The 18,766-nt window shown below is 63.9% G+C and carries 18 protein-coding genes; 14 read left to right on the top strand and 4 right to left on the bottom strand.

Translation table 11 applies throughout. From position 1 onward, the window contains the following. Positions 1 to 5: 5 nt before the first annotated feature. From ABIA45_RS12860 to ABIA45_RS12815, 10 genes are all read left to right on the top strand, one after another. Positions 6 to 1,022, top strand: coding sequence for a carbon-nitrogen hydrolase family protein (locus ABIA45_RS12860; RefSeq protein WP_404652269.1), 1,017 nt, complete (start codon positions 6 to 8; stop codon positions 1,020 to 1,022). 271 nt (positions 1,023 to 1,293) lie between these two features. Then, a complete protein-coding gene (locus ABIA45_RS12855; RefSeq protein ID WP_271540764.1) occupies positions 1,294 to 2,400 on the top strand; it encodes a cupin domain-containing protein in 1,107 nt (368 codons plus the stop codon). Between the two features lie 45 nt (positions 2,401 to 2,445). After that, on the top strand, positions 2,446 to 3,354 hold the full coding sequence (locus ABIA45_RS12850; RefSeq protein ID WP_271540763.1) for a fumarylacetoacetate hydrolase family protein: 909 nt from the start codon (positions 2,446 to 2,448) through the stop codon (positions 3,352 to 3,354). Further along, positions 3,354 to 3,791, top strand: a complete 438-nt coding sequence (locus ABIA45_RS12845; protein WP_404652267.1) for an acyl-CoA thioesterase — start codon at positions 3,354 to 3,356, stop codon at positions 3,789 to 3,791. Before ABIA45_RS12850 ends, ABIA45_RS12845 begins: the two co-directional genes overlap by 1 nt. Continuing rightward, positions 3,788 to 4,495, top strand: a complete 708-nt coding sequence (locus tag ABIA45_RS12840) for a hypothetical protein (protein ID WP_404652266.1) — start codon at positions 3,788 to 3,790, stop codon at positions 4,493 to 4,495. Before ABIA45_RS12845 ends, ABIA45_RS12840 begins: the two co-directional genes overlap by 4 nt. Before the next feature lie 124 nt (positions 4,496 to 4,619). Continuing rightward, positions 4,620 to 6,137 (top strand): ABC transporter substrate-binding protein, encoded by a 1,518-nt coding sequence (locus ABIA45_RS12835; RefSeq protein WP_271540760.1) that lies wholly within the window; start codon positions 4,620 to 4,622, stop codon positions 6,135 to 6,137. A gap of 72 nt (positions 6,138 to 6,209) precedes the next feature. After that, the gene (locus ABIA45_RS12830) at positions 6,210 to 7,109 is read left to right on the top strand and encodes a branched-chain amino acid ABC transporter permease (protein ID WP_036013410.1); all 900 of its coding nucleotides are present in this window, start codon (positions 6,210 to 6,212) and stop codon (positions 7,107 to 7,109) included. After that, a complete protein-coding gene (locus ABIA45_RS12825) occupies positions 7,109 to 8,065 on the top strand; it encodes a branched-chain amino acid ABC transporter permease (protein WP_225131369.1) in 957 nt (318 codons plus the stop codon). The genes ABIA45_RS12830 and ABIA45_RS12825 overlap by 1 nt, the downstream gene beginning before the upstream one ends. Then, positions 8,065 to 8,808 (top strand): ABC transporter ATP-binding protein, encoded by a 744-nt coding sequence (locus ABIA45_RS12820; RefSeq protein ID WP_128262344.1) that lies wholly within the window; start codon positions 8,065 to 8,067, stop codon positions 8,806 to 8,808. Before ABIA45_RS12825 ends, ABIA45_RS12820 begins: the two co-directional genes overlap by 1 nt. Next, on the top strand, positions 8,805 to 9,476 hold the full coding sequence (locus tag ABIA45_RS12815; RefSeq protein WP_404652264.1) for an ABC transporter ATP-binding protein: 672 nt from the start codon (positions 8,805 to 8,807) through the stop codon (positions 9,474 to 9,476). Before ABIA45_RS12820 ends, ABIA45_RS12815 begins: the two co-directional genes overlap by 4 nt. A 246-nt stretch (positions 9,477 to 9,722) precedes the next feature. On the opposite strand, the gene ABIA45_RS12810 is transcribed toward ABIA45_RS12815, so the two are convergent. From ABIA45_RS12810 to ABIA45_RS12795, 4 genes are read right to left on the bottom strand one after another with little or no spacing between them, the layout of a single operon-like run. Next, positions 9,723 to 10,436, bottom strand: a complete 714-nt coding sequence (locus tag ABIA45_RS12810) for an ABC transporter ATP-binding protein (RefSeq protein WP_109144179.1) — start codon at positions 10,434 to 10,436, stop codon at positions 9,723 to 9,725. Continuing rightward, complete coding sequence (locus ABIA45_RS12805) at positions 10,433 to 12,202, bottom strand: ATP-binding cassette domain-containing protein (protein ID WP_404652261.1); 1,770 nt, start codon at positions 12,200 to 12,202, stop codon at positions 10,433 to 10,435. Before ABIA45_RS12805 ends, ABIA45_RS12810 begins: the two co-directional genes overlap by 4 nt. Next, positions 12,199 to 13,242, bottom strand: a complete 1,044-nt coding sequence (locus ABIA45_RS12800) for a branched-chain amino acid ABC transporter permease (RefSeq protein ID WP_157282377.1) — start codon at positions 13,240 to 13,242, stop codon at positions 12,199 to 12,201. The genes ABIA45_RS12805 and ABIA45_RS12800 overlap by 4 nt, the downstream gene beginning before the upstream one ends. A 43-nt stretch (positions 13,243 to 13,285) precedes the next feature. Next, the gene (locus ABIA45_RS12795) at positions 13,286 to 14,434 is read right to left on the bottom strand and encodes an ABC transporter substrate-binding protein (protein WP_036013421.1); all 1,149 of its coding nucleotides are present in this window, start codon (positions 14,432 to 14,434) and stop codon (positions 13,286 to 13,288) included. Positions 14,435 to 15,069: 635 nt separating this feature from the next. Between ABIA45_RS12795 and ABIA45_RS12790 the strand changes: the two genes are divergently transcribed. The 4 genes from ABIA45_RS12790 to ABIA45_RS12775 are packed head-to-tail and all read left to right on the top strand — an operon-like array spanning position 15,070 to position 18,751. Then, a complete protein-coding gene (locus ABIA45_RS12790) occupies positions 15,070 to 15,852 on the top strand; it encodes an aspartate/glutamate racemase family protein (protein WP_404652259.1) in 783 nt (260 codons plus the stop codon). Positions 15,853 to 15,883: 31 nt separating this feature from the next. Continuing rightward, positions 15,884 to 16,312: an organic hydroperoxide resistance protein gene (locus ABIA45_RS12785; RefSeq protein ID WP_338025305.1), complete on the top strand. Its 429-nt coding sequence runs from the start codon at positions 15,884 to 15,886 to the stop codon at positions 16,310 to 16,312. 22 nt (positions 16,313 to 16,334) lie between these two features. Further along, complete coding sequence (locus ABIA45_RS12780; protein WP_404652257.1) at positions 16,335 to 17,513, top strand: thiolase family protein; 1,179 nt, start codon at positions 16,335 to 16,337, stop codon at positions 17,511 to 17,513. Continuing rightward, complete coding sequence (locus tag ABIA45_RS12775) at positions 17,510 to 18,751, top strand: SDR family NAD(P)-dependent oxidoreductase (protein ID WP_404652255.1); 1,242 nt, start codon at positions 17,510 to 17,512, stop codon at positions 18,749 to 18,751. The genes ABIA45_RS12780 and ABIA45_RS12775 overlap by 4 nt, the downstream gene beginning before the upstream one ends. The last annotated feature ends 15 nt before the right edge of the window (positions 18,752 to 18,766 follow it).

Raw genomic sequence — 18,766 nt, 5'->3', positions numbered from 1 at the left:
GGCTGATGCTGAAGCTGCCTCGCTTTAAAGCCGCCGCCGTCCAGGCTTCACCAGTCTATCTCAACGCGAGCGCGACCGCGGAGAAGGCGGCTTCACTGGTCCGTGAGGCCGCAGCCAATGGGGCGAAGCTCGTCGCGTTCCCCGAAGTGTTCGTTCCCGGCTATCCCTATTGGAACTGGATCACGGATCCCGTCACCGGCAGTGCATGGTTCGAGAAGCTCGCCAAGGCGTCGGTGCTGGTGCCGGGGCCGGAAGTCGACGTGGTCCGAAAGGCCGCGCGCGATACGGGATGCCACGTCGTGCTCGGCGTGAACGAGCGCAGCCCGATCTCGCTCGGCGCGATCTACAATACGCTGGTTTTCATCGGCCCTGACGGCGCCTTGCTCGGCAAGCATCGCAAGCTGGTGCCGACCTGGGCAGAGAAGCTGACCTGGACCGGCGGTGACGGGTCGAGCCTGCGCGTCTATGATACAGAGATCGGGCGTCTCGGAGGCCTGGCCTGCGGCGAGAACACCAACACGCTCGCGCGCTTTGCGCTGCTCGGGCAGGGCGAGCTCGTGCACGTCGCCAGCTACATCTCGCTTCCCGTCGCGCCCCCCGACTATGATATGGCGGAGGCGATCAAATTGCGCGCGATTGCCCACTCCTTCGAAGGCAAGATCTTTACGATCGTCTCCTGCTCGACCGTGTCGGAGGAGATCATCGCGGCGATGGAGGCCATCGTTCCCGACGCACGCGCACGTCTGCAACGGAAGTCGAGCGCATTCTCGGGTATCATCGGGCCGGACGGACGCGTGGTCGGCGATCCCTTGATCGACGACGAAGGCATCGTCTATGCCGACATCGACCTCGAGCGCTGCATCCAGCCGAAGCAGATGCACGACATCGTCGGGCACTATAACCGGTTCGACATTTTCGATCTGCGAGTCAACCGGCGTCCCCTGACGCCGCTGGGCCTCGCGGACAGCGAGGGCGATGCCGCGGAGCAGGGTTTTGTGCCGATCCCGCTGAGATCGGAATGATGATGAGATTGGGCCCGGCTGCCAACCGCAAAGAAGGTGCGCTCCCTCCCCCGCTTGCGGGGGAGGGTTGGGGAGAGGGTGTCTCCGCGTCGGGGTTGTCGAGGATTGCGGAGGATGTCCCTGCGCGGCGAGAGCCCTCACCCGCCGCGCTCTGCGAGCGCGTCGGCCTCTCCCGCAAGCGGGAGAGGCGAAGCACTCCCGCGGCCCGATCAACTCGACCCAGATTCATCATGCGCTAGGCGACGCCACGACACAGGACTTGGAGGATAGGATGCGCGAGAACGTGATCGGCCGGGCCAATGTCGAGGACACCCCGGAGCTCGAGGCCTATTACAAGGATCTCGAAAGGTACGAAGCCGGAGCGCTCTGGACCGTCGCCAACAAGATCGAGCCGTGGGCGCCGCAATCGGCCTCGGTTCCCGTGCTCTGGCGTTACAAGGATCTGCGCGAGCACGTGCTGCGCTCGGTCGAGCTGGTCTCGCCCGAGAAAGCCGGCCGGCGGGTGATCTATCTCAACAATCCCGGGCGGCGCGACGTGTCGGCCGCGGTCGGCTGGCTCTATTCCGGATTGCAGGTGATGCATCCCGGCGAGGTCGCCACGGCCCACGCCCACTCGGCCTCGGCGCTGCGCTTCATCATGGAGGGCGCGGGCGCCTACACCATCGTCGACGGTCACAAGATGACGCTGGGCGCGCGGGATTTCGTGCTGACGCCGAACGGCACCTGGCACGAGCATGGTGTCGAAGGCAACGGCTCGGTCTGCATCTGGCAGGACGGCTTGGACATCCCGCTCGTCAACGCGCTGGAAGCCAATTTCTTCGTCGTGCATCCCAAGATCCAGCAGGAGCCGTCCGGCTACCCCGTGGACGACATGACCCGGACCTGGGGCAATCCCGGCCTTCGGCCGGCGGACTCGCGCTGGTCGAAGGGCTATTCGCCGATGTTCAAATATGAGTGGGAGCCGACCTACGAATCCTTGCAGAAATATGCGGCCGCGACCGATGGCTCGCCCTATGACGGCATCCTCATGAACTACGTCAACCCGATCACCGGCGGGCACGTGATGCAGACGATCGGTGCCAGCATGCAGCTGCTGCGCCCCGGCGAGAAGACCAAGTCGCACCGGCACACCGGCAGCTTCATCTACCAGGTCGCCAAGGGGCGCGGCTATTCGATCATCGGCGGCAAGCGGCTCGAATGGGAAGAGCGCGACATCTTCTGCGTTCCCTCCTGGGCCTGGCACGAGCACGGCAATGCCTCGGCGAGCGAGGATGCCTGCCTGTTCTGCTTCAACGATCTGCCCGTCATCGAAGGCCTCGGGCTCTATCGGGAAGAGGCCTATGGCGACAATGGCGGTTACCAGTCGGTTGCCGCCTGACATGCTCTTGCAGAATTCAACCAGAACAGCCGGATAGAAGCTTTCATGCGTCTCGTCACCTACACCTTGGGCTCCAGCGGTGCCCGTCTTGGAGCCCTCGTCAATGGATTGGTCGTCGATGTTGAGCACCTTGGTGCGTCCAGCGGCGTGACATGGCCGAGTGAAATGCTGTCGTTCATCGACAACAGCGTGACGCTGCTGCCTGCGCTTAAGGAGGCACTGGCGGACGCCGATGGCCGCTTCCCGGCCGGCTCGGCGGTTGCGGTCGAAGACGTCAAGCTCCAGGCGCCGATCCCGCGGCCCCGGAAAAACATCTTCGGCATCGGGCTGAACTACCGGGCGCATGTGGCGGAATCGGCCAAGAGCCTGGATACGGACAAGGACCTGCCGAAGCAGCCGGTCGTCTTCTCCAAGCCGCCGACCTCGGTGATCGGCCCGGGCGCGGCGATCCAGCATAATGCGAAGATGACGCAGCAGCTCGACTGGGAGGTCGAGCTCGCCGTCATCATCGGCAAGACCGCAACGCGCATCGCGACCGACAAGGCGATGGACCACGTCTTCGGCTATTCGGTGATGATCGACATTTCCGCGCGCGACAATCGCCGCGCCGGACAGTGGATCTTCTCCAAGGGCATGGACACTTATGCGCCGTTCGGCCCCTGCATCGTGACAGCGGACGAGATTGCCGATCCACACGATCTGCGGCTGTGGCTGACCAAGAACGGTGTCATGAAGCAGGATTCCAACACCAAATACATGATCTTCGACATTCCGGTGCTGATATCGGACATTTCGTCGGGCATGACGCTCGAGCCGGGCGACATCATCGCCACGGGAACACCTGAAGGCGTCGGCGCCGGCATGAGCCCGCAGGAATGGCTTTGGCCGGGCGACGTGGTCGAGGCCGGCGTCGACGGCGTCGGTGTCATCCGCCACCCCGTCGTCGCGATCTGATGACGAATTTTTCGTTCGAGCGCGAGCTCAGGTTCGGAGACTGCGATCCCTCGGGGATCGCGTACTTCCCGTCTTATTTAAACATTCTCAACGGCGTCGTCGAAGATTTCTGGGCTGGAATCGGTTTTCCATGGCCGGAGCTGATCACGGTCCGGAAGATCGGAACGCCCACGGTGCACCTCAATTGCGATTTCTCCCGGCCGTCGATGTTCGGCGATCTCCTGACATTCAACCTGCGCATCATCAGGGTCGGTGGGTCATCTCTCCATCTCGCGCATGTCATCTCCGGCGCGAATGGCCCGCGCTGGCGCGCGCGCCAAGTCCTTGCTGCGACTTCGCTGGTCGATCATCATGCCATCCCATGGCCCGATGACATTCGCTTCGCACTGCTGGCGCATGTGAGTGTGGGCGAGGGGACCGAGGCAACGCGCGCATGATCTCGCTGTTCATGACATTTTCCGATTCCACAGGAGAACGGCGAGTTCGTCCTGACGAGGTCGGCACTGTGGCGGAGCTCGTCGGATCGATCCCCGACATGACCGAGGCCCTTTTGTTCACGCCGCTCGAACAGTCGGTCGACCATCCTTACAAGGCCGACGGCGCCGGCCCCGCCTTTGCGCTGCAACTCCGGTTTTCCGACCTGTTCGCCTGCGAGGCCGCGATGGACCGCGGCGGCGTCCTTGCCAGCCTCGCAACAGGGGCCGGGCTATCCGGCTTCACCGGACTCGATGTCACACACCAGGTGATGCTGACGCGCGCGTTTCCCGTCGATGTCGCGGAGCATCCGGCGGGAACGACGACCCCGTGCAGTTACCTCGTGCACTATCCCGGCCCGGCCGAGGATATGAACGCCTGGAACCTGCATTATCTGGAGCACCACCCGTCGATCATGCGGACCTTCCCGAACGTCCGCCAGATCGAGATCTACACCCGCATCGACTGGGTCGACCGGCTGCCGTCGCGGCGCGTCGAGCACATGCAACGCAACAAGCTGGTGTTCGACAGCCCGCAAGCCCTCGCGCACGCACTCGGCTCCGACGTGATCAAGCACATGCGTGCCGACTTCATGAAATTCCCGCCATTCGCAGGCGGCAACAAGCATTTTCCGATGCTGACCAGGGTGGTGGCGGCGAGGTCCTAGGCCGTGTACCCATAACCCGGCGGCGTGATGCGGTCAAAAGCAGCGTCTGCTTTGCTCCTATAGCGACCGAGTTCGTGCGGCGGCGCAGTATGTCGCGATGGGCCCAAAGCGCATAGCGCGGTCGGTGTTTGTTTTTTCGCGCGCTGGAATTGGAGGCATCGACCATTTGGGGCCGGATGCGCAGCCGACAAAATGGGCGAGGGCGTCGAACCGGGTTCGTCGGCTCGCGAATGGCATAAGAGGGCTGGCAACACGCGACAATTATAGTAGCGTTGTTGCAAGAAGAAGCGCACGGCGGCTGAAACCGGGCGCAACAATAGAACAGGGAGGATTTTCAATGCAGTTTCTCAAGGCTGCGGTTGCGGCCGGGCTTGTAGTTGCGGCCTTTACGGGCACCTCGCTTGCGCAGAACAAGCCGTCGGAGCTCAAAATCGGCATCACGACGTTCCTGTCGGGCCCTGCGTCAGTCTTTGGTGTGCCGGCGAAGGCCGCGGCGGAGATGATCGCGGAGGACCTCAACAAGAAGGGCGGCATCGGCGGCGTGCCGGTCAAGCTCTCCTTCATCGACGAAGGCGCGGGAGGCGAAGCGCTCGTCTCGAACTACCGACGCGTGGTGCAGGACGAAAAGGTCGATGCCACGTTTGCTTCGATCTCGTCGGGCAGCTGCACCCAGTTGGTGCCCGTCGCCGAAGACCTCAAAGTCATGAATTTCATGTGGGACTGCGGTGCGGCCTCCATCCTCGAAACCAAGAAGTACCGGTACAATTTCCGGACTCAGGCGAATGGCACGCCGGAAATGCTGGCCGTGCTCCTTTACCTGCTCAAGACCAAGCCCGACTTTAAGACCATCGCGGTGGTCAATCAGGATTATGCATGGGGTCGGGAGAGCTGGGAGATCTTTTCGACCGCGCTCAAGGCGATGAAGCCGGACGTGCAAGTCGTCGCGGAGCTCTTCCCGAAGTTCGGCGCACCGGACTACTCCACTGAAGTCTCCCGTCTGTTGGCGCTGCGGCCGGATGTGGTTCTGACCACGTCTTGGGGCGGAGATCTCGACACGCTGGTCCGCCAGGCCGGTCAACGCGGCCTGTTGCAGCAGTCGACCTTCGTGCTCGGGATCGGCGAATCATCGATCCAGCGGCTGGGCAAGGACTTGCCCGAAGGCCTGATCGTCGGCGCGCGCGGAGACCACTGGTTCCTGCATCCCGAGAAGAAGAACGACGCGGCCTTCAAGGCGTTCAATGAAGCCTTCAAGGCGAAGACCGGTGCATGGCCGATCTATCCGGTCTATCACATGGCGCAGGCATTCAAGGCTCTGCAGACCGCCTACGACAAGGCGATCAAGTCCAACGGCGGCAACTGGCCCACGCGCGAACAGGTCGTCGACGCGACGGCGGGTATTGAGTTCGCCACCGGCTTCGGCCGTCCGATTACGCTGCGGCCCGAGGACAACCAGGGTCTCGAAGCTCAGCTGGTCGGCGTCACCAAGTCCGTTCCGGGGTACGACTTCAAGCTGCTCGACAACATGATGATCTTCGATCCGAAGATGATCACCAACCCGGCGGGCGTACGGTCGGTTGAGTGGCTCAAGACGCTCAAGCCGGACTTCGTCAAGATGGACGTGCCGACCTTCAAAGCTCAGTAACGGCACGCTCGACTTTTGATTCCCGTCCTCCGAGCCGCGTCCCGGAGGACGGACCTTTTTTCGAAGGCCATCATGAACTCGACACTTGCTATCTTGGCGATCCTCGATGGGATCAGCTACGCCGCACTGGTGTTCTTGGTCTCTGTCGGGCTCAGCCTGATTTTCGGCGTGCTGCGCGTGGTCAACGTCGCGCACGGTTCGCTGTACGCGTTCGGCGCCTACCTGGCTGCGACGTTCAGCCTTGCAATCGCCCCGATCTCGCCTTGGCTCACCTATCCCGCGCTGCTGGCCGCCTCCATCGTGATCGGCGTCGTGTGCGGCGGTTTCATCGAACGGTTTCTGCTGCGACCGCTCTCTGGACAGGAGGACGTCCTCCAGCTTCTGATCACTTTCGCCGCCTTCATGATCATGGACAACCTGCAGCGTCTGATCTGGGGCGTGCAGCCCATCTTCGCCGCGGAGCCGTTGAGACTACTTCCCAACATCGCCGTGTTCGGCGTCAGCTACACGTCATACCAGGTCATTCTGCTGCCCGGCGTCGCATTGGCGACGCTGTTCGGGCTCCGCTACTTCCTGCGCAGGACCCTGTCGGGAGCGGTGATCCTTGCGGTCACGGAGGACCGCGAAGCTTCGACGGCCATTGGGATTGACGCAAAACGCGTATATTTCGTCACTTTCGTCATCGGAGCGAGTCTGGCCGCGTTGGGAGGAGCGCTGGCCTCGCCGACCACCTCGCTGGTCCCCGGTATGGGCGCCGATATGATCGTGCTTTCCTTTGCCGTCGCTGCGACCGCTGGTCTCGGCCAGATCGAGGGCACCGCGCTCACCGCGCTGATGATCGGCCTGACCCGTGCCTTCGTGATCTATCTCCAGCCGGAATTCGAAGTTCTCGTTCCCTATCTGCTGATGGTGCTGGTGCTTCTGGTGCGTCCGTTCGGCCTGTTCGGCGCCGTGCAGGTAAGGAAAATATGATGAGCGGTCGCATCAAGCCGGTCACCACGATCGCGACTATCTTCTTTCTGGCCAGCGCCGTCGCGCCCCTTTTTGTAGCGAGCTGGGCAACCTTGTTCGCGTTGATCCTAGCGAAGGGCATCGTCGTTCTCGGTATCATTCTTCTGCTGCAGGCGGGACAGGTGTCGTTCGGACATGCAATGTTCTTCGCTACCGGGGCATATACCGCGGCGTTCTGGGGCAAGTACGTCGGTGGCGGCGACATCGTGCTCTTCATCGCGCTGGGCGGCATAACCTCCGCCGTCTTCGGCCTCATCGTCGGGCTCTTCGTCGTGCGCTACCGGGAGATCTTTTTTGGAATGCTGAATCTGGCGTTTTCGATGGTGCTGTGGTCGCTGCTGGAGAAGATGTTTCATTACACCAACGGCGCCGACGGCATCCGGGTCCCTCGTCCGGCCCTGTTGGGGCTGTCGTTTACGCCCGAAACCTTCCAGTACGTCATTCTTTACGTGAGCCTCTTGATCGCGGTCGTCGCCTTCTACGGCGTGCAACGCTATCTCGATAGCCCGCTCGGACACATGCTGCGTGCCGTCAAATCGAACGAGACCCGGCTCGAGTATCTCGGGACGTCCGCACGGCGCGTGCTTCTGATAGGTTACGTAATCTCGGCTTTTCTCGGCGGCATCGGCGGCACGCTGGTGGCGATCATCCAGCAGATCGCCACGCCCGAGTTCGGGTTCTGGACGAAGTCGGGCGAGTTCGTCTTTATCGCGATCCTCGGCGGCAGCGCCCACGCCTTCGGAGCGTTCGCCGGCGCGGCGATGTTCGAGTGCGTGCGCTTCTATGCGGCGGCCCACCTGGCCGACACCTGGCAGCTGATCCTCGGCGCGGTCTTGATCGTCATCATTCTCTATGCGCCTAACGGACTGATAGGTCTCAGGCAGCGCTACGGCCAGGCGAAGCAAGGAGGACATTGATGGCCAACGTCCTCCTTTCCGCGAAGGGCATCAAGATCCGGTTCGGTGGTGTCGTCGCCGCCGACGGTATCGATCTGGATGTGCTCCAAGGCGAGAACCTCGCGATCATCGGACCGAATGGCGCGGGAAAGACCACTTTCCTCAACATCTCGACGGGTTATCTGCGGCCGCAGGCCGGAACCATCACCTTCCTTGGCCAGGAAATCACCGCGCAGCTCCCGCGCACGATCACCAAGCTTGGCATCGCGCGGGCCTTTCAGATACCGCAGCTCTTTCTTGATCAGACTGTGATGGAGAACATGCTGATCGCCGCGGCCTCGCGGCTGGGAAGCCCTTCCGGCTTCACGGCTCTTTCCGCCTTGCCTGAGCTGCCTGAAATGGAGCGCCTTCTGGATCTCGTCGGCGTCAAGTCGTACGCGTCTCGCAAGGCAAGGGAGCTTCCCGAGGGACAACGCAAGCTGGTCGACATCGCTCTGGCGCTCGCGCTAAAGCCCAGACTGCTGCTGATGGACGAGCCCACCTCGGGCGTTGCCTCCGCAGAGAAGCTGGAGATCATGGACATCCTGACGTCCGCGCTCGCCAAGGAGAAGGTGACCTCGGTCTTCGTCGAGCACGACATGGACATGGTGGAGCGCTATGCCCACCGAGTCGCGGTGTGGAACGTCGGGAAGATCCAAAAGGTCGGCACGCCCGCGGAGGTTCTGGCCGATCCCAAGGTCCGCGAACAGGTGATCGGCATATGACGGCGATGCTGGACTTCGAGAACGTCAACGTCGCGATCGCCGATGCGCCGGTGCTGCGCAACGTCAGCTTCTCGCTGCCGCCGGGCGCGACCGCCGCGCTCATCGGGCGAAACGGCGCCGGCAAGACCACGACGGTACGGACCATCATGGGCTTCACGAAGGCGAGCGGCATCGTGCGCCTGGGCGGTCAGGACCTGGGGCATGTTCCTCCGCATCGCCGGCCCTTCTTAGGCATCGGCTACGCCCCCGAGGACCGTCGTCTCTTCTCGGCTTTTACGGTGGAAGAAAACATTCTTCTGCCCGGTCGCGTCGCTAAACTTAGCGCGGACGAGGCGCGCCGGCGGCTGGAGCGAACCTACTCCGTCCTGCCGGAACTCAAGGAACTGGCGAGTCGCCCGGCGGGATCCGTCTCGGGCGGCCAAGGCAAGATGGTCGCCCTCGGGCGCGCCCTGATGCTAGGCACCCGCCTCGTCATTCTGGACGAGCCGTTCCAGGGACTCGCCCCTGTGCTGGCGCAGAGGTACGCCGAAGCGCTGCGTCGGCTTCGTTCGCAGGACCGGGACATTACCCTGCTGATCACCGAGTCGAACCCAAAGCTGCTCGAGACCTTCGCCGACGTGACGCTGACGATCGAGCGCGGCGAAATCGAAAGCCGGGTCCTTGCGTAGCGCTCGCCCGGTTCGGCGCGCGAAACAGACGGTCAAGCCAAGCTCCACGAGCTGCTCAACTCGCACCAACTGGAATTGGGGCGATGATGGCATTATGCCCCTGTTTTGCCCGACGGAACAACGTGTTTTCGTAAAATCCGCAAGGCTCGCCGCCAAGTCATTGAAATCGCTGTCACCGGCTACTGTGCATGGGGTTGTTTTCGGCGTTTTGTGTTTTCAGCGAGCGGGGCCTGATCCAGGCCGGCGCTAGTGTCCGCCGAGATAGGCCGTGATCAGCCGGGGATCGTGGATGAGATCCTTGGCGGGGCCCGACTGCACGATCTCGCCGGTCTCGAGCACATAGCCGTAATCGGCCGTCTCCAGCGCGGCGCGGGCGTTCTGCTCGACCAGCAAGATCGAGACGCCGAGATCGCGCAGCGAGGCGATGGTGCGGAAGATCTCGCGCACGATCAGCGGTGCGAGGCCGAGGCTCGGCTCGTCGAGCATGAGCAGCTTCGGCTTGGCCATCAGCGCGCGCCCGAGCGCCAACATCTGGCGCTCGCCGCCGGAGAGGGTGCCAGCGGCCTGACGCTGCCGCTCCTTCAGGCGCGGAAAGCGATCATAGACCTCGTCCAGCGTCTTCTGGACGCCCGAGCGGTCGCGCAGGCTGTAGGAGCCGAGCAGGAGATTGTCGGCGACCGACATGTCGGAGAACAGCTCGCGCTTCTCCGGCACGAGGCACAGCCGGCGCTCGACGCGGTCCTCGACGGACATCCTGCCGATGTCGTTGCCTTGAAAGACGAGGCGGCCGCGGGAGGCGAGCAATCCGATAGCGGCCATCAGCAGCGTGGTCTTGCCGGCGCCGTTCGGGCCGATCACGGTGACGATCTGGCCTTCCTCGACCGACAGCGAGACGTTGCGGACCGCTTCGACATTGTCGTAGCAGACGGTCACATCCGTCATGGAAAACATCTCGCTCACGCGACGCCTCCGAGATAGGCCTCTTGAACCCGTTCGTCGCTCCGGATCGCGGCAGGCGCGCCCTCGCAGAGCTTGGAGCCGAAGTCGAGCACGACGATGCGGTCGACCAGCGACATCACGAACTCCATGTCATGTTCGACGATCAGGATGGTCAGATGATCCGACCGCAGCGAGCGGAGCAGCTCCGCAAGCCTGAGCTTCTCCTGGCGACGCAGGCCCGCGGCGGGCTCGTCCAGCACCAGCAGCGCCGGGTCTGCGGCGAGCGCGCGCGCGATCTCCAGGATGCGCTGGTTGCCGAGCGGCAGATTGCCCGCGAGCTCGAACGGCTTGTCGCCGAGCCCGACGCGCTCGAGCTGCTTCAAGGCCTCGTGCCGGGTGCTGGCTTCCTCGCGCTGGTTGAGGCGGAGGGCGCCGGCGAACAGGCCCGTGCTGGTGCGCGCGTAGGTGCCGAGCATGACGTTCTCGAGCAGGCTCATGCGCGGCCGCAGCTTCACATGCTGGAAGGTCCTGGCGATTCCGTCCCTCGCGATGCGGGATTGTGGATCGCGCGTGATGTCGCGTCCGGCAAAGACGATCTCGCCCTTGTTGACCCTGAGCGCGCCCGTCAGGCAGTTGAACATCGTGCTCTTGCCGGCGCCGTTTGGGCCGATGACGGCGAGGATCTCGCCGGAGCGGACTTCGAAGCTGACATTGTTGACCGCGACGAGACCGCCGAACCGCCGTTCGGCGCCGTCGACCTTCAGAAGCAGTTCGCCCGGTTTCGGCTGGGGACGGCGGGGCAGTGGCGGGGCGGCTGGCGGCCGTTCGCGCTTGATCTTCGGCAAGTAGCGCGCGACGAACGGCACGATGCCCTGCCGCGCCCATTGCAGGAACAGGATGAACAGCGCGGAGAAGGCGACGATCTCGAGCTGGCCGGACGCGCCCTTGGCGATCAGCGGCAGATAGTCCTGCACGCTGTTCTTGAGCAGGGTGACGATAGCGGCGCCCACGACGCCGCCGAGCAAGCTGCCGGCGCCGCCGACCATCGACATCATCAGATATTCGATGCCCATGCCGGCCTCGAACGGGCCCGGGCTGATGAAGCGGCTCATATGGGCGTAGAGCCAGCCGGAGAGCGAGGCGAGGAAGGCCGCGATCACGAAGGTCACGAGCTTGATCCGGAACGCGTTGATGCCGAGGCTTTCGACCAGGATATTGCCGCCGCGCAGCGCGCGCATGGCACGGCCGACCCGGGAGTCCAGGAGATTGTAGCCGAGGAAAAGCACCACGACGACGATGCCCCAGATCAGGAAATAGATTTGGGCGCTCGAGACGAGCGCGAACGATCCGATACTGATCGGCGGGATCGACGAGATGCCGTTGAAGCGCCCGAGTCCCTCGACATTGCCGAACAGGAAGCCGATGGCGAGCCCCCAGGCGACGGTCGAGAGCGACAGGAAATGGCCCTGGAGCCGCAAGGTGACGACGCCGAGGACGGTCGCGACACCGCAGGTCAGCGCCACCCCGAACACGAGGCCGAGCCACGGCGAATATCCGTTCAGAGCAGAGACCCAGGCCGTGGCATAGGCCGCGACGCCGACGAAGGCGGCCTGTCCGAAGGACACGATGCCGCCGACGCCGGTGAGCAAGGCAAGGCCGATCGCGACCAGCGAATAGATGCCGATATAGTTCATCAGCGTGATGCTGAAGGGGTTGAGGACGAATGGCGCGAGCGCGAGGCACGCTACCGCCGCCACCGCCGCGAGCTGAACGTGAAGGCGCGTCATTCCTCGATCTCCTCCTCGGAATGCAGCGAGGCGAGGGATCGCCAGATCAGGATGGGGATCAGAAGCGAGAACACGATGACATCCTTCAGCGCGCTGCTCTCGAAGGATGCGAAGCTTTCGAGGATACCGACGCCGACCGCGCCGATGGCCGCGCCGGGATAGCTGGTCATGCCGCCGACGATGGCGCCGACGAAGGCCTTGAGGCCGAGCAGGAAGCCGGAATCGTAGAATATGGTGTTGACGGGCGCGATCAGGATTCCGGAGACGCCGGCCATCAGCGAGCCCAGGAGATAGGCGATGGTGCCGGCGCGGGCGGGACGTATGCCCATCAGGCGGGAGCCGGTCCGGTTCACGGCCGTGGCGCGGAGCGATTTACCGACCAGCGTGAAGTCGAAGAAGAGATAGAGCAGGCCAGAGAAGACGAGGGCTGCGATCACGATCAGCATGGTCTGGCCCGAGATCAGCACGCCCGCAAGCTCGGTCGACAATGACGTCAGCGGCTCGGTCCTGACACCCTCGGGACCGAAGAAGAGCAGCCCAAGGCCGACCAGCGCGAAGTGCAGGGCGACGGAGACGGTCAGGAGCAGCAGCACCGTTCCGTCCGCAATGGGACGGAAGACGATCCGGTCCAGCAGCGGGGAGATGGGGGTGATCAGCATCAAGGCCAGCACGAGCCTGATGGCGAGCGGCGGATCGGCGCGCATGGTCAGCCAGGCGAGACCAACAACGGCCAGCGGCAATGCGAGATAGAAGAAGAGAGCGCGCGGAAGCAGCTGACGCTCGCCATTGCGCAGCAGCGAGACGATTTCGATCAGGGTTGCGAGGCACGCAAGGATGACGACCAGCGCGCCCGTGCCCGGAAAGCGCTTAGCGTCGAGCGCCGCCAGCGTCAGCGCAGTGAAGGCTGCGATGTCGCCAAAGGGAATGAAGATGACCCGTGTCACCGTGAAGATGAGGACGGTCCCGATCGCCACCAGCGCGTAGACTGCGCCGGTGGCGATCCCGTCGATCGCAAGAATGGCTGCGATGTCGCTCGTCATTGAGAACGCCGTCCCCCTTGTTCTGGTGGCCTGCCCTGTCCGACTACGGCGCGTATTTCCAGGCGCCGCCCGTCAGGCGCACCACGACCAGCGCGCGCTCATCGACGCCGGTCACGGCGCCGGGCTTGAAGTTGTAGATGGCGTGCACGCCGGGCAGCTCCTTGGTGCTGAGGATCGCGTCCCGCAGGGCGGCGCGGAATTCCGCCGTGCCGGGTTTGGCCGTCTTGAGCGCGCGCTCCGCTGCATTGGCGAAGATCAGCCAGGCGTCGAACGAGTACGCGGAGAAGCCATCGGTGGTGGGGATGTTATGGACCTTTTGGTAGACGCTGCGGAAATCCAACGCGATCTTCTTGGCGAAGTGTTCGTCGGGCAGCTGCTCGGCCACGATGACCGGGCCGGCGGAGACCTGGATGCCTTCGGCCGCCTTGCCGCCGACGTTCACGAAGTCCGGATTGACGAGCGCCACCGTGCCGTAGGTGTTTCCCTTGAAGCCGCGCTCCGCGAGGCTGAGGAGCGGCAGCGCACCTTGGGTCCCCGAGCCACCATCCAGGACGGCGTCCGGCCGCGCCGCAAGCACTTTGAGGATCTGCGCGGTGACCGAAGTGTCGGTGCGCGCATAGCGCTCGTTGGTCTGGATCTTGACGTCGCCGGCGGCCTCCGCCGCCTTGGCGCCGTTGTAGACGAGGTCCCCCCAGGCGTCGGAGAAGCCGATATAGCCGATGTTCTTCATGCCATCGCGCTTCATGCGATCGGCGATGATCTTGACGAGGAGGGATGCAGGCTGCGGCACCGACACCACCCACTGCTCGGGTGTTTCCGGCAGTTTGCCGATCGGCGAAACCGCGATCATCGGCACTTTCAATTCGCTCGCCACTGCCGCCATGGCGATGGTCGAGGGCGCCGTCGCCGTGCCGATCAGGAGGTCGACCTTCTCTTCTTCCACCAGCTTGCGGGCGTTGCGGGTCGCGGCCGACGGGTCGGAGCCGTCGTCGAGCTGGATCAGGCGGATGGTCTCGCCGTTAACGGTCTTCTTGTATTCATAGGCCGCGTTGATGCCGCGCCCGTAGGGGATGCCGATCGACGAGCCGTTGCCGCTGAGCGAGGTGACGAAGCCGATGGTGATATCGGCCCGCGCGGCGGGGGCTGTGACGATGCCGGCAGCAAGTGCAAGTAAACTCAGAGCCTTGCGCATATGCGTTCTCCTCCGTTGATGCTGGATAGGAATGCTTCGATGCTGCCGCGCGGGGTCACCGAACGACGAACCGACCGATTGAAAACATTGCTGCGGCGCCAAATACCGGGCGCGACCGAAGAGAGTGTGCTGGCCCGGCGCTCAGCAGCCATGATGTTGCGTGCCGCGCGAACGATAGGCCCACCGGCACATGCAAGCGGGCCTTTTCCGGGGCGATGAAAGGTCGTCGATGCCGCCGCGATGCGCGACCGGCGATGCTGCTGCTAAGGCCGGCTGTTCGAGCACGGCGACTGTCCACACGATCGAGTCTCTCAAAATCGGTGCCCTGCAACATCATTGTCATGGCCACCGGTCCTTCACCGGCGAGAAATTACTTAAAGCCTAAAGTAACTCCGGTGGCGCCGTCAACACGTGTCACGGGGCTGTCAGAAAAAAATGTTGTTGCATACAATTTCGTCAGTGTGCGGCGCTTCTGCGCTATTCGATCGATCGAAAACGCCGTGCTCGCCTTGACCCCGACGGCACTGGTCGCCGTCGCGGCCGCGCGCATTTGACGCGTGAATTAGTTTATGATTGAAATATATTCATCGGCAGCCGACGACTGATCCTCCGATCACCGCTTGAGGAGAAGGACGATGCGCATCTTCTGGCAGAGCTTTGTTGATGCGAGCGTGAATGCGCCCTACATGGCGCGGCTGTCGGAATACCTGAACGACATCGCTGCGCCAGGCACGACGGTCCACGTCCAGGGCATCAGTCCGCCGGACCGCGAGTTCGGACGGCTCGCGGAATTGCGCTGTGCAGTCCAGGCAATCGACAACGGCATCGCAGCGGAGGAGGGTGGTTTCGACGCCTTCGTCATGGGGCATTTTCAGGATCCCGGACTCTACGAGCTGCGCTCGGCGCTCGACATTCCCGTGATCGGGGCTGGCGAGGCGACGTTGCTGGCGGCCTCTCAACTCGGGCGGCGGCTAGGTCTTGTGACGCTCGATCCCGTATTCGAGGTCTTGCACTATGAGCAGGCTGAGCGTTACGGCCTCGGCGATCGCGTCGTCCATGTGACCGGCCTTGGCTGCAGGCCGGATGATTTCGCCGATGCGTTCGCCGGAAACGCTGCCGCGCAAGCCCGCATGATCAAGGACTTCGTCGCCTGCGCTCTCCCGCTGGTGGAACGCGGCGCGGATGTCGTGATCCCGGCCGGCGTGTTGCCAGGCCTCTTGATCGGGCGAGAGCATGGCCTGAAGGTCGGCCACGCTCCGGTGGTCAACTGCGCGGCCGTGGCGCTCAAGAGTGCCGAGATGTGGGTACAACTCCGCAAGCTCAATGGCACCGAGCCCAGCCGCGGACCGAGCTTCAGGCGGGCCAGCGCTCAGGCCCGCGATGACTTCCGCGCGCTACTTGCCCGTAACAGTCGCTAGTCGTCGAAACACCGTTTCTGGAGAACAAATCATGATGACCCCCGAAAAGATCCTGTACGAGACCGAGGTGACGGCGACCGGAGGTCGGGATGGCAAGGCGGCCAGCGCTGACGGTCTGCTCTCGGTGTCCCTGTCCTTGCCGAAATCGATGGGTGGTCCCGGTGGCGAAGGCACCAATCCCGAGCAGCTCTTTGCGGCCGGCTATGCCGCTTGCTTTCTCGGCGCGGTCAAGCTCGTCGCGCGCACGCGGAAGGTGGTGCCCTCTGCCGAGCCGTCCGTGACTGCGAAGGTTGCGATGGGGCCGGTGCCCGTCGGATATGCGCTCGCTGTCGAGCTGAAGGTCAACCTGCCCGGTGTCGAGAAGGCCATGGCCGAAGAGGTCGTTGCCGGTGCGCATGAGCGTTGCCCCTATTCGAACGCAACCCGCGGCAACATTGACGTGAAACTGACGGTGGTCTGAGGCGGATGAACGAGGGCGGTCGGTGACCAACACCTTGCGCGCACCATATGACGGCGTGGTGATCGCGGCTCCCGTCACGATTCCCTATGTGCGCTACTCCATCGAGAGCGCGCAGTGGTGGATCGGGCGGGCGCTGAGCGCACTCGTTGCGCAGGCCGGCATCAAGGCCTCCGATATCGACGGCCTGTGCGTCTCCAGTTTCACCATGGGCACGGACAGTGGCGTCGGGTTGACGCAGCATTTCGGGCTCTGCGTCCGGTGGTTGGACACGATCCCGCTCGGCGGCGCCAGCGCCATCGCGGCGCTCCGCAAGGCCGCGCGCGCGGTTCAGGCGCGCGATGCCGACGTCGTGGCGTGCGTCGCTGGCGACACCAATCACGTCGATTCGTTCAGGCTGACGCTGGAGAATTTCTCGCGGTTCAATCAGGACGCCGTCTATCCTTACGGCGCGGGCGGCGCCAATGCCAGCTTTGCGCTGATTGCGCGCAACTATATGCGAATGTTCGGCGTCGCGCGCGAGGACGTCGGCAAGATCGCTGTCGCCCAGCGCGCCAATGCCCTGCGCAACCCGCATGCGCTCATGAAGGCGCCGCTCACGCTCGAGCGATACCTGGCGGCCCGGCCGATCTCCGATCCGATCCACCTGTTTGATTGCGTGATGCCCTGTGCGGGCGCGGAAGCTTTCCTCGTCATGCGCGATGAGACGGCTTCATCGCTGAAGCTGCCCGCCGCGCGACTCCTTTCGACGATCGAGCGGCACAATGCCTTTGCCGACGATCCGATGCAGGTGCGCGGCGGCTGGGCGATGGACGTCGGCGAGCTCTATGCAATGGCCGGCGTGAAGCCTGACGATCTCGATGTCGTGCAGACCTATGACGACTATCCCGTCATCACGATGATGCAGTTCGAGGATCTCGGCTTCTGCGGGAAGGGCGAGGGCGCTGAGTTCGTGCGGCAACACGATCTCACCATCGACGGCGACTTCCCGCACAATACCTCGGGCGGACAGCTCTCGGTCGGGCAGGCCGGCGCCGCCGGCGCCTATCTCGGTCTCGTTGAAGGGCTGCGGCAGGTTCTGGGCAGTGCCGGTCCCACGCAGGTCAGGAATGCGAGCCTCGCTCTGGCCTCCGGGTTCGGTATGATCAACTATGATCGTGGTCTCGCCTCGGGCGCCGCGATCCTTGCTGGACCTTCGCGATGACAGAGCCGATCAAGCCGCCCCGGCGGAAGAACCCGCTGCTGCGGACGCGGCTACCGGCCTCGCCCCCGCGACCGCGCAGCAGGATGTCGCACGGGTTCACGCGCGCGGCCGCCGAAGGCCGCTTTATGCTGCAGCGCTGCGAGGCTTGCGGCGCCTTTGCCTATCCGGCGCGCGAAGCCTGCCCATCTTGTCTTTCGGCCGGCCTCGCTTTCGTCGATGCGCCGCGGCGAGGTGTACTGCTTGCCGAGACAACGGCACGGGTGCCGAGCGACGTCTATTTCCGCGAACGGGCGCCGTGGCGGATCGGCCTCGTCAAGATGGATTGCGGTCCGACGATCGTCGCACATCTTCATGCCGACTGCGCAGAGGGTGCGGCTGTCAGGATGTCGTTGCAACTCGACAAGAGCGGCCAGGCGGTGGCCTTTGCCCACCCCGAAGCGGAGACTCCCCACATGGCGGACGACAAGCAGTGGCGGGAGATGACGGCCGATCCGAAATTTCGTCGCGCGCTCGTCACCAACGGCCGCAGCGTCATCGGTCAGGAAGCCGTCGCCGCCTTGACGGCGGCGGGCGCCAAGACGGTGTTCGTCGGCGTTGCCGAACCATGGCGGCCGTTCGCCGGCGAGGAGCGGCTGCGCGGTCAGGACAGGATCGAAATCGTGACTCTCGATGCGGCTGACGAAAAATCGGCTACCGATCTTGCGGCCGACATCGGCGGCAAGGTCGATATTCTCGTCAACACGACGGAATATGTCCGGCCGGGCGGCCTGCTCGACCGCAGGGGCACGAGCATCGCACGGGACGAGATCGATCAGGCCTATCTCGGCTTCATCAATCTGGCTCAAGCCTTTGGCCCCGCCATGCGGATGCGCGGTGCCGACGGTATCAACAGCAGTGCCGCATGGGTCAATATTCTCTCGGTCTATGCACTGGCGAACTGGCCCGCCTTCGGCGCCTACTCGGCTTCGCAAGCGGCGTGCCTGTCGTTGTCGCATTGCTTGCGCGCGGAGCTGCGGCCCGGCGGCGTCCGGGTGATGAACCTGTTCACCGGCCCTGTCGACACCGAATGGTTCCAGACCGTGCCGCCGCCGAAGGTCGCGCCGCGCGTGATCGCGCAGGCGATCGTGTCGGGCCTCAAGAACGGGCTCGAAGAGATGTATGTCGGAGATGTCGCCGAGGAGATCCGGCAACGTCTCGCGGCCAATCCGAAAGCGCTCGAGCGCGAGCTCGACCGATAAGAAGCGGGATTTCAA

Source organism: Bradyrhizobium sp. USDA 336 (assembly GCF_044908355.1).
Taxonomy (GTDB): domain Bacteria; phylum Pseudomonadota; class Alphaproteobacteria; order Rhizobiales; family Xanthobacteraceae; genus Bradyrhizobium; species Bradyrhizobium yuanmingense.
Note: the sequence above shows the minus strand (reverse complement) of the source record. Positions and strands in the feature narration are given on the sequence as shown.

What these genes read in the sequence shown, in the direction of transcription:
- ABIA45_RS12775 (WP_404652255.1), top strand. Translation starts at nt 17,510, where the DNA reads ATGACAGAGCCGATCAAGCCGCCCCGGCGGAAGAACCCGCTGCTGCGG.
- ABIA45_RS12790 (WP_404652259.1), top strand. Translation starts at nt 15,070, where the DNA reads ATGCGCATCTTCTGGCAGAGCTTTGTTGATGCGAGCGTGAATGCGCCC.
- ABIA45_RS12830 (WP_036013410.1), top strand. Translation starts at nt 6,210, where the DNA reads ATGAACTCGACACTTGCTATCTTGGCGATCCTCGATGGGATCAGCTAC.
- ABIA45_RS12800 (WP_157282377.1), bottom strand. Translation starts at nt 13,242, where the DNA reads ATGACGAGCGACATCGCAGCCATTCTTGCGATCGACGGGATCGCCACC.
- ABIA45_RS12805 (WP_404652261.1), bottom strand. Translation starts at nt 12,202, where the DNA reads ATGACGCGCCTTCACGTTCAGCTCGCGGCGGTGGCGGCGGTAGCGTGC.
- ABIA45_RS12815 (WP_404652264.1), top strand. Translation starts at nt 8,805, where the DNA reads ATGACGGCGATGCTGGACTTCGAGAACGTCAACGTCGCGATCGCCGAT.
- ABIA45_RS12795 (WP_036013421.1), bottom strand. Translation starts at nt 14,434, where the DNA reads ATGCGCAAGGCTCTGAGTTTACTTGCACTTGCTGCCGGCATCGTCACA.
- ABIA45_RS12820 (WP_128262344.1), top strand. Translation starts at nt 8,065, where the DNA reads ATGGCCAACGTCCTCCTTTCCGCGAAGGGCATCAAGATCCGGTTCGGT.
- ABIA45_RS12840 (WP_404652266.1), top strand. Translation starts at nt 3,788, where the DNA reads ATGATCTCGCTGTTCATGACATTTTCCGATTCCACAGGAGAACGGCGA.
- ABIA45_RS12860 (WP_404652269.1), top strand. Translation starts at nt 6, where the DNA reads ATGCTGAAGCTGCCTCGCTTTAAAGCCGCCGCCGTCCAGGCTTCACCA.
- ABIA45_RS12785 (WP_338025305.1), top strand. Translation starts at nt 15,884, where the DNA reads ATGATGACCCCCGAAAAGATCCTGTACGAGACCGAGGTGACGGCGACC.
- ABIA45_RS12845 (WP_404652267.1), top strand. Translation starts at nt 3,354, where the DNA reads ATGACGAATTTTTCGTTCGAGCGCGAGCTCAGGTTCGGAGACTGCGAT.
- ABIA45_RS12855 (WP_271540764.1), top strand. Translation starts at nt 1,294, where the DNA reads ATGCGCGAGAACGTGATCGGCCGGGCCAATGTCGAGGACACCCCGGAG.
- ABIA45_RS12825 (WP_225131369.1), top strand. Translation starts at nt 7,109, where the DNA reads ATGAGCGGTCGCATCAAGCCGGTCACCACGATCGCGACTATCTTCTTT.
- ABIA45_RS12850 (WP_271540763.1), top strand. Translation starts at nt 2,446, where the DNA reads ATGCGTCTCGTCACCTACACCTTGGGCTCCAGCGGTGCCCGTCTTGGA.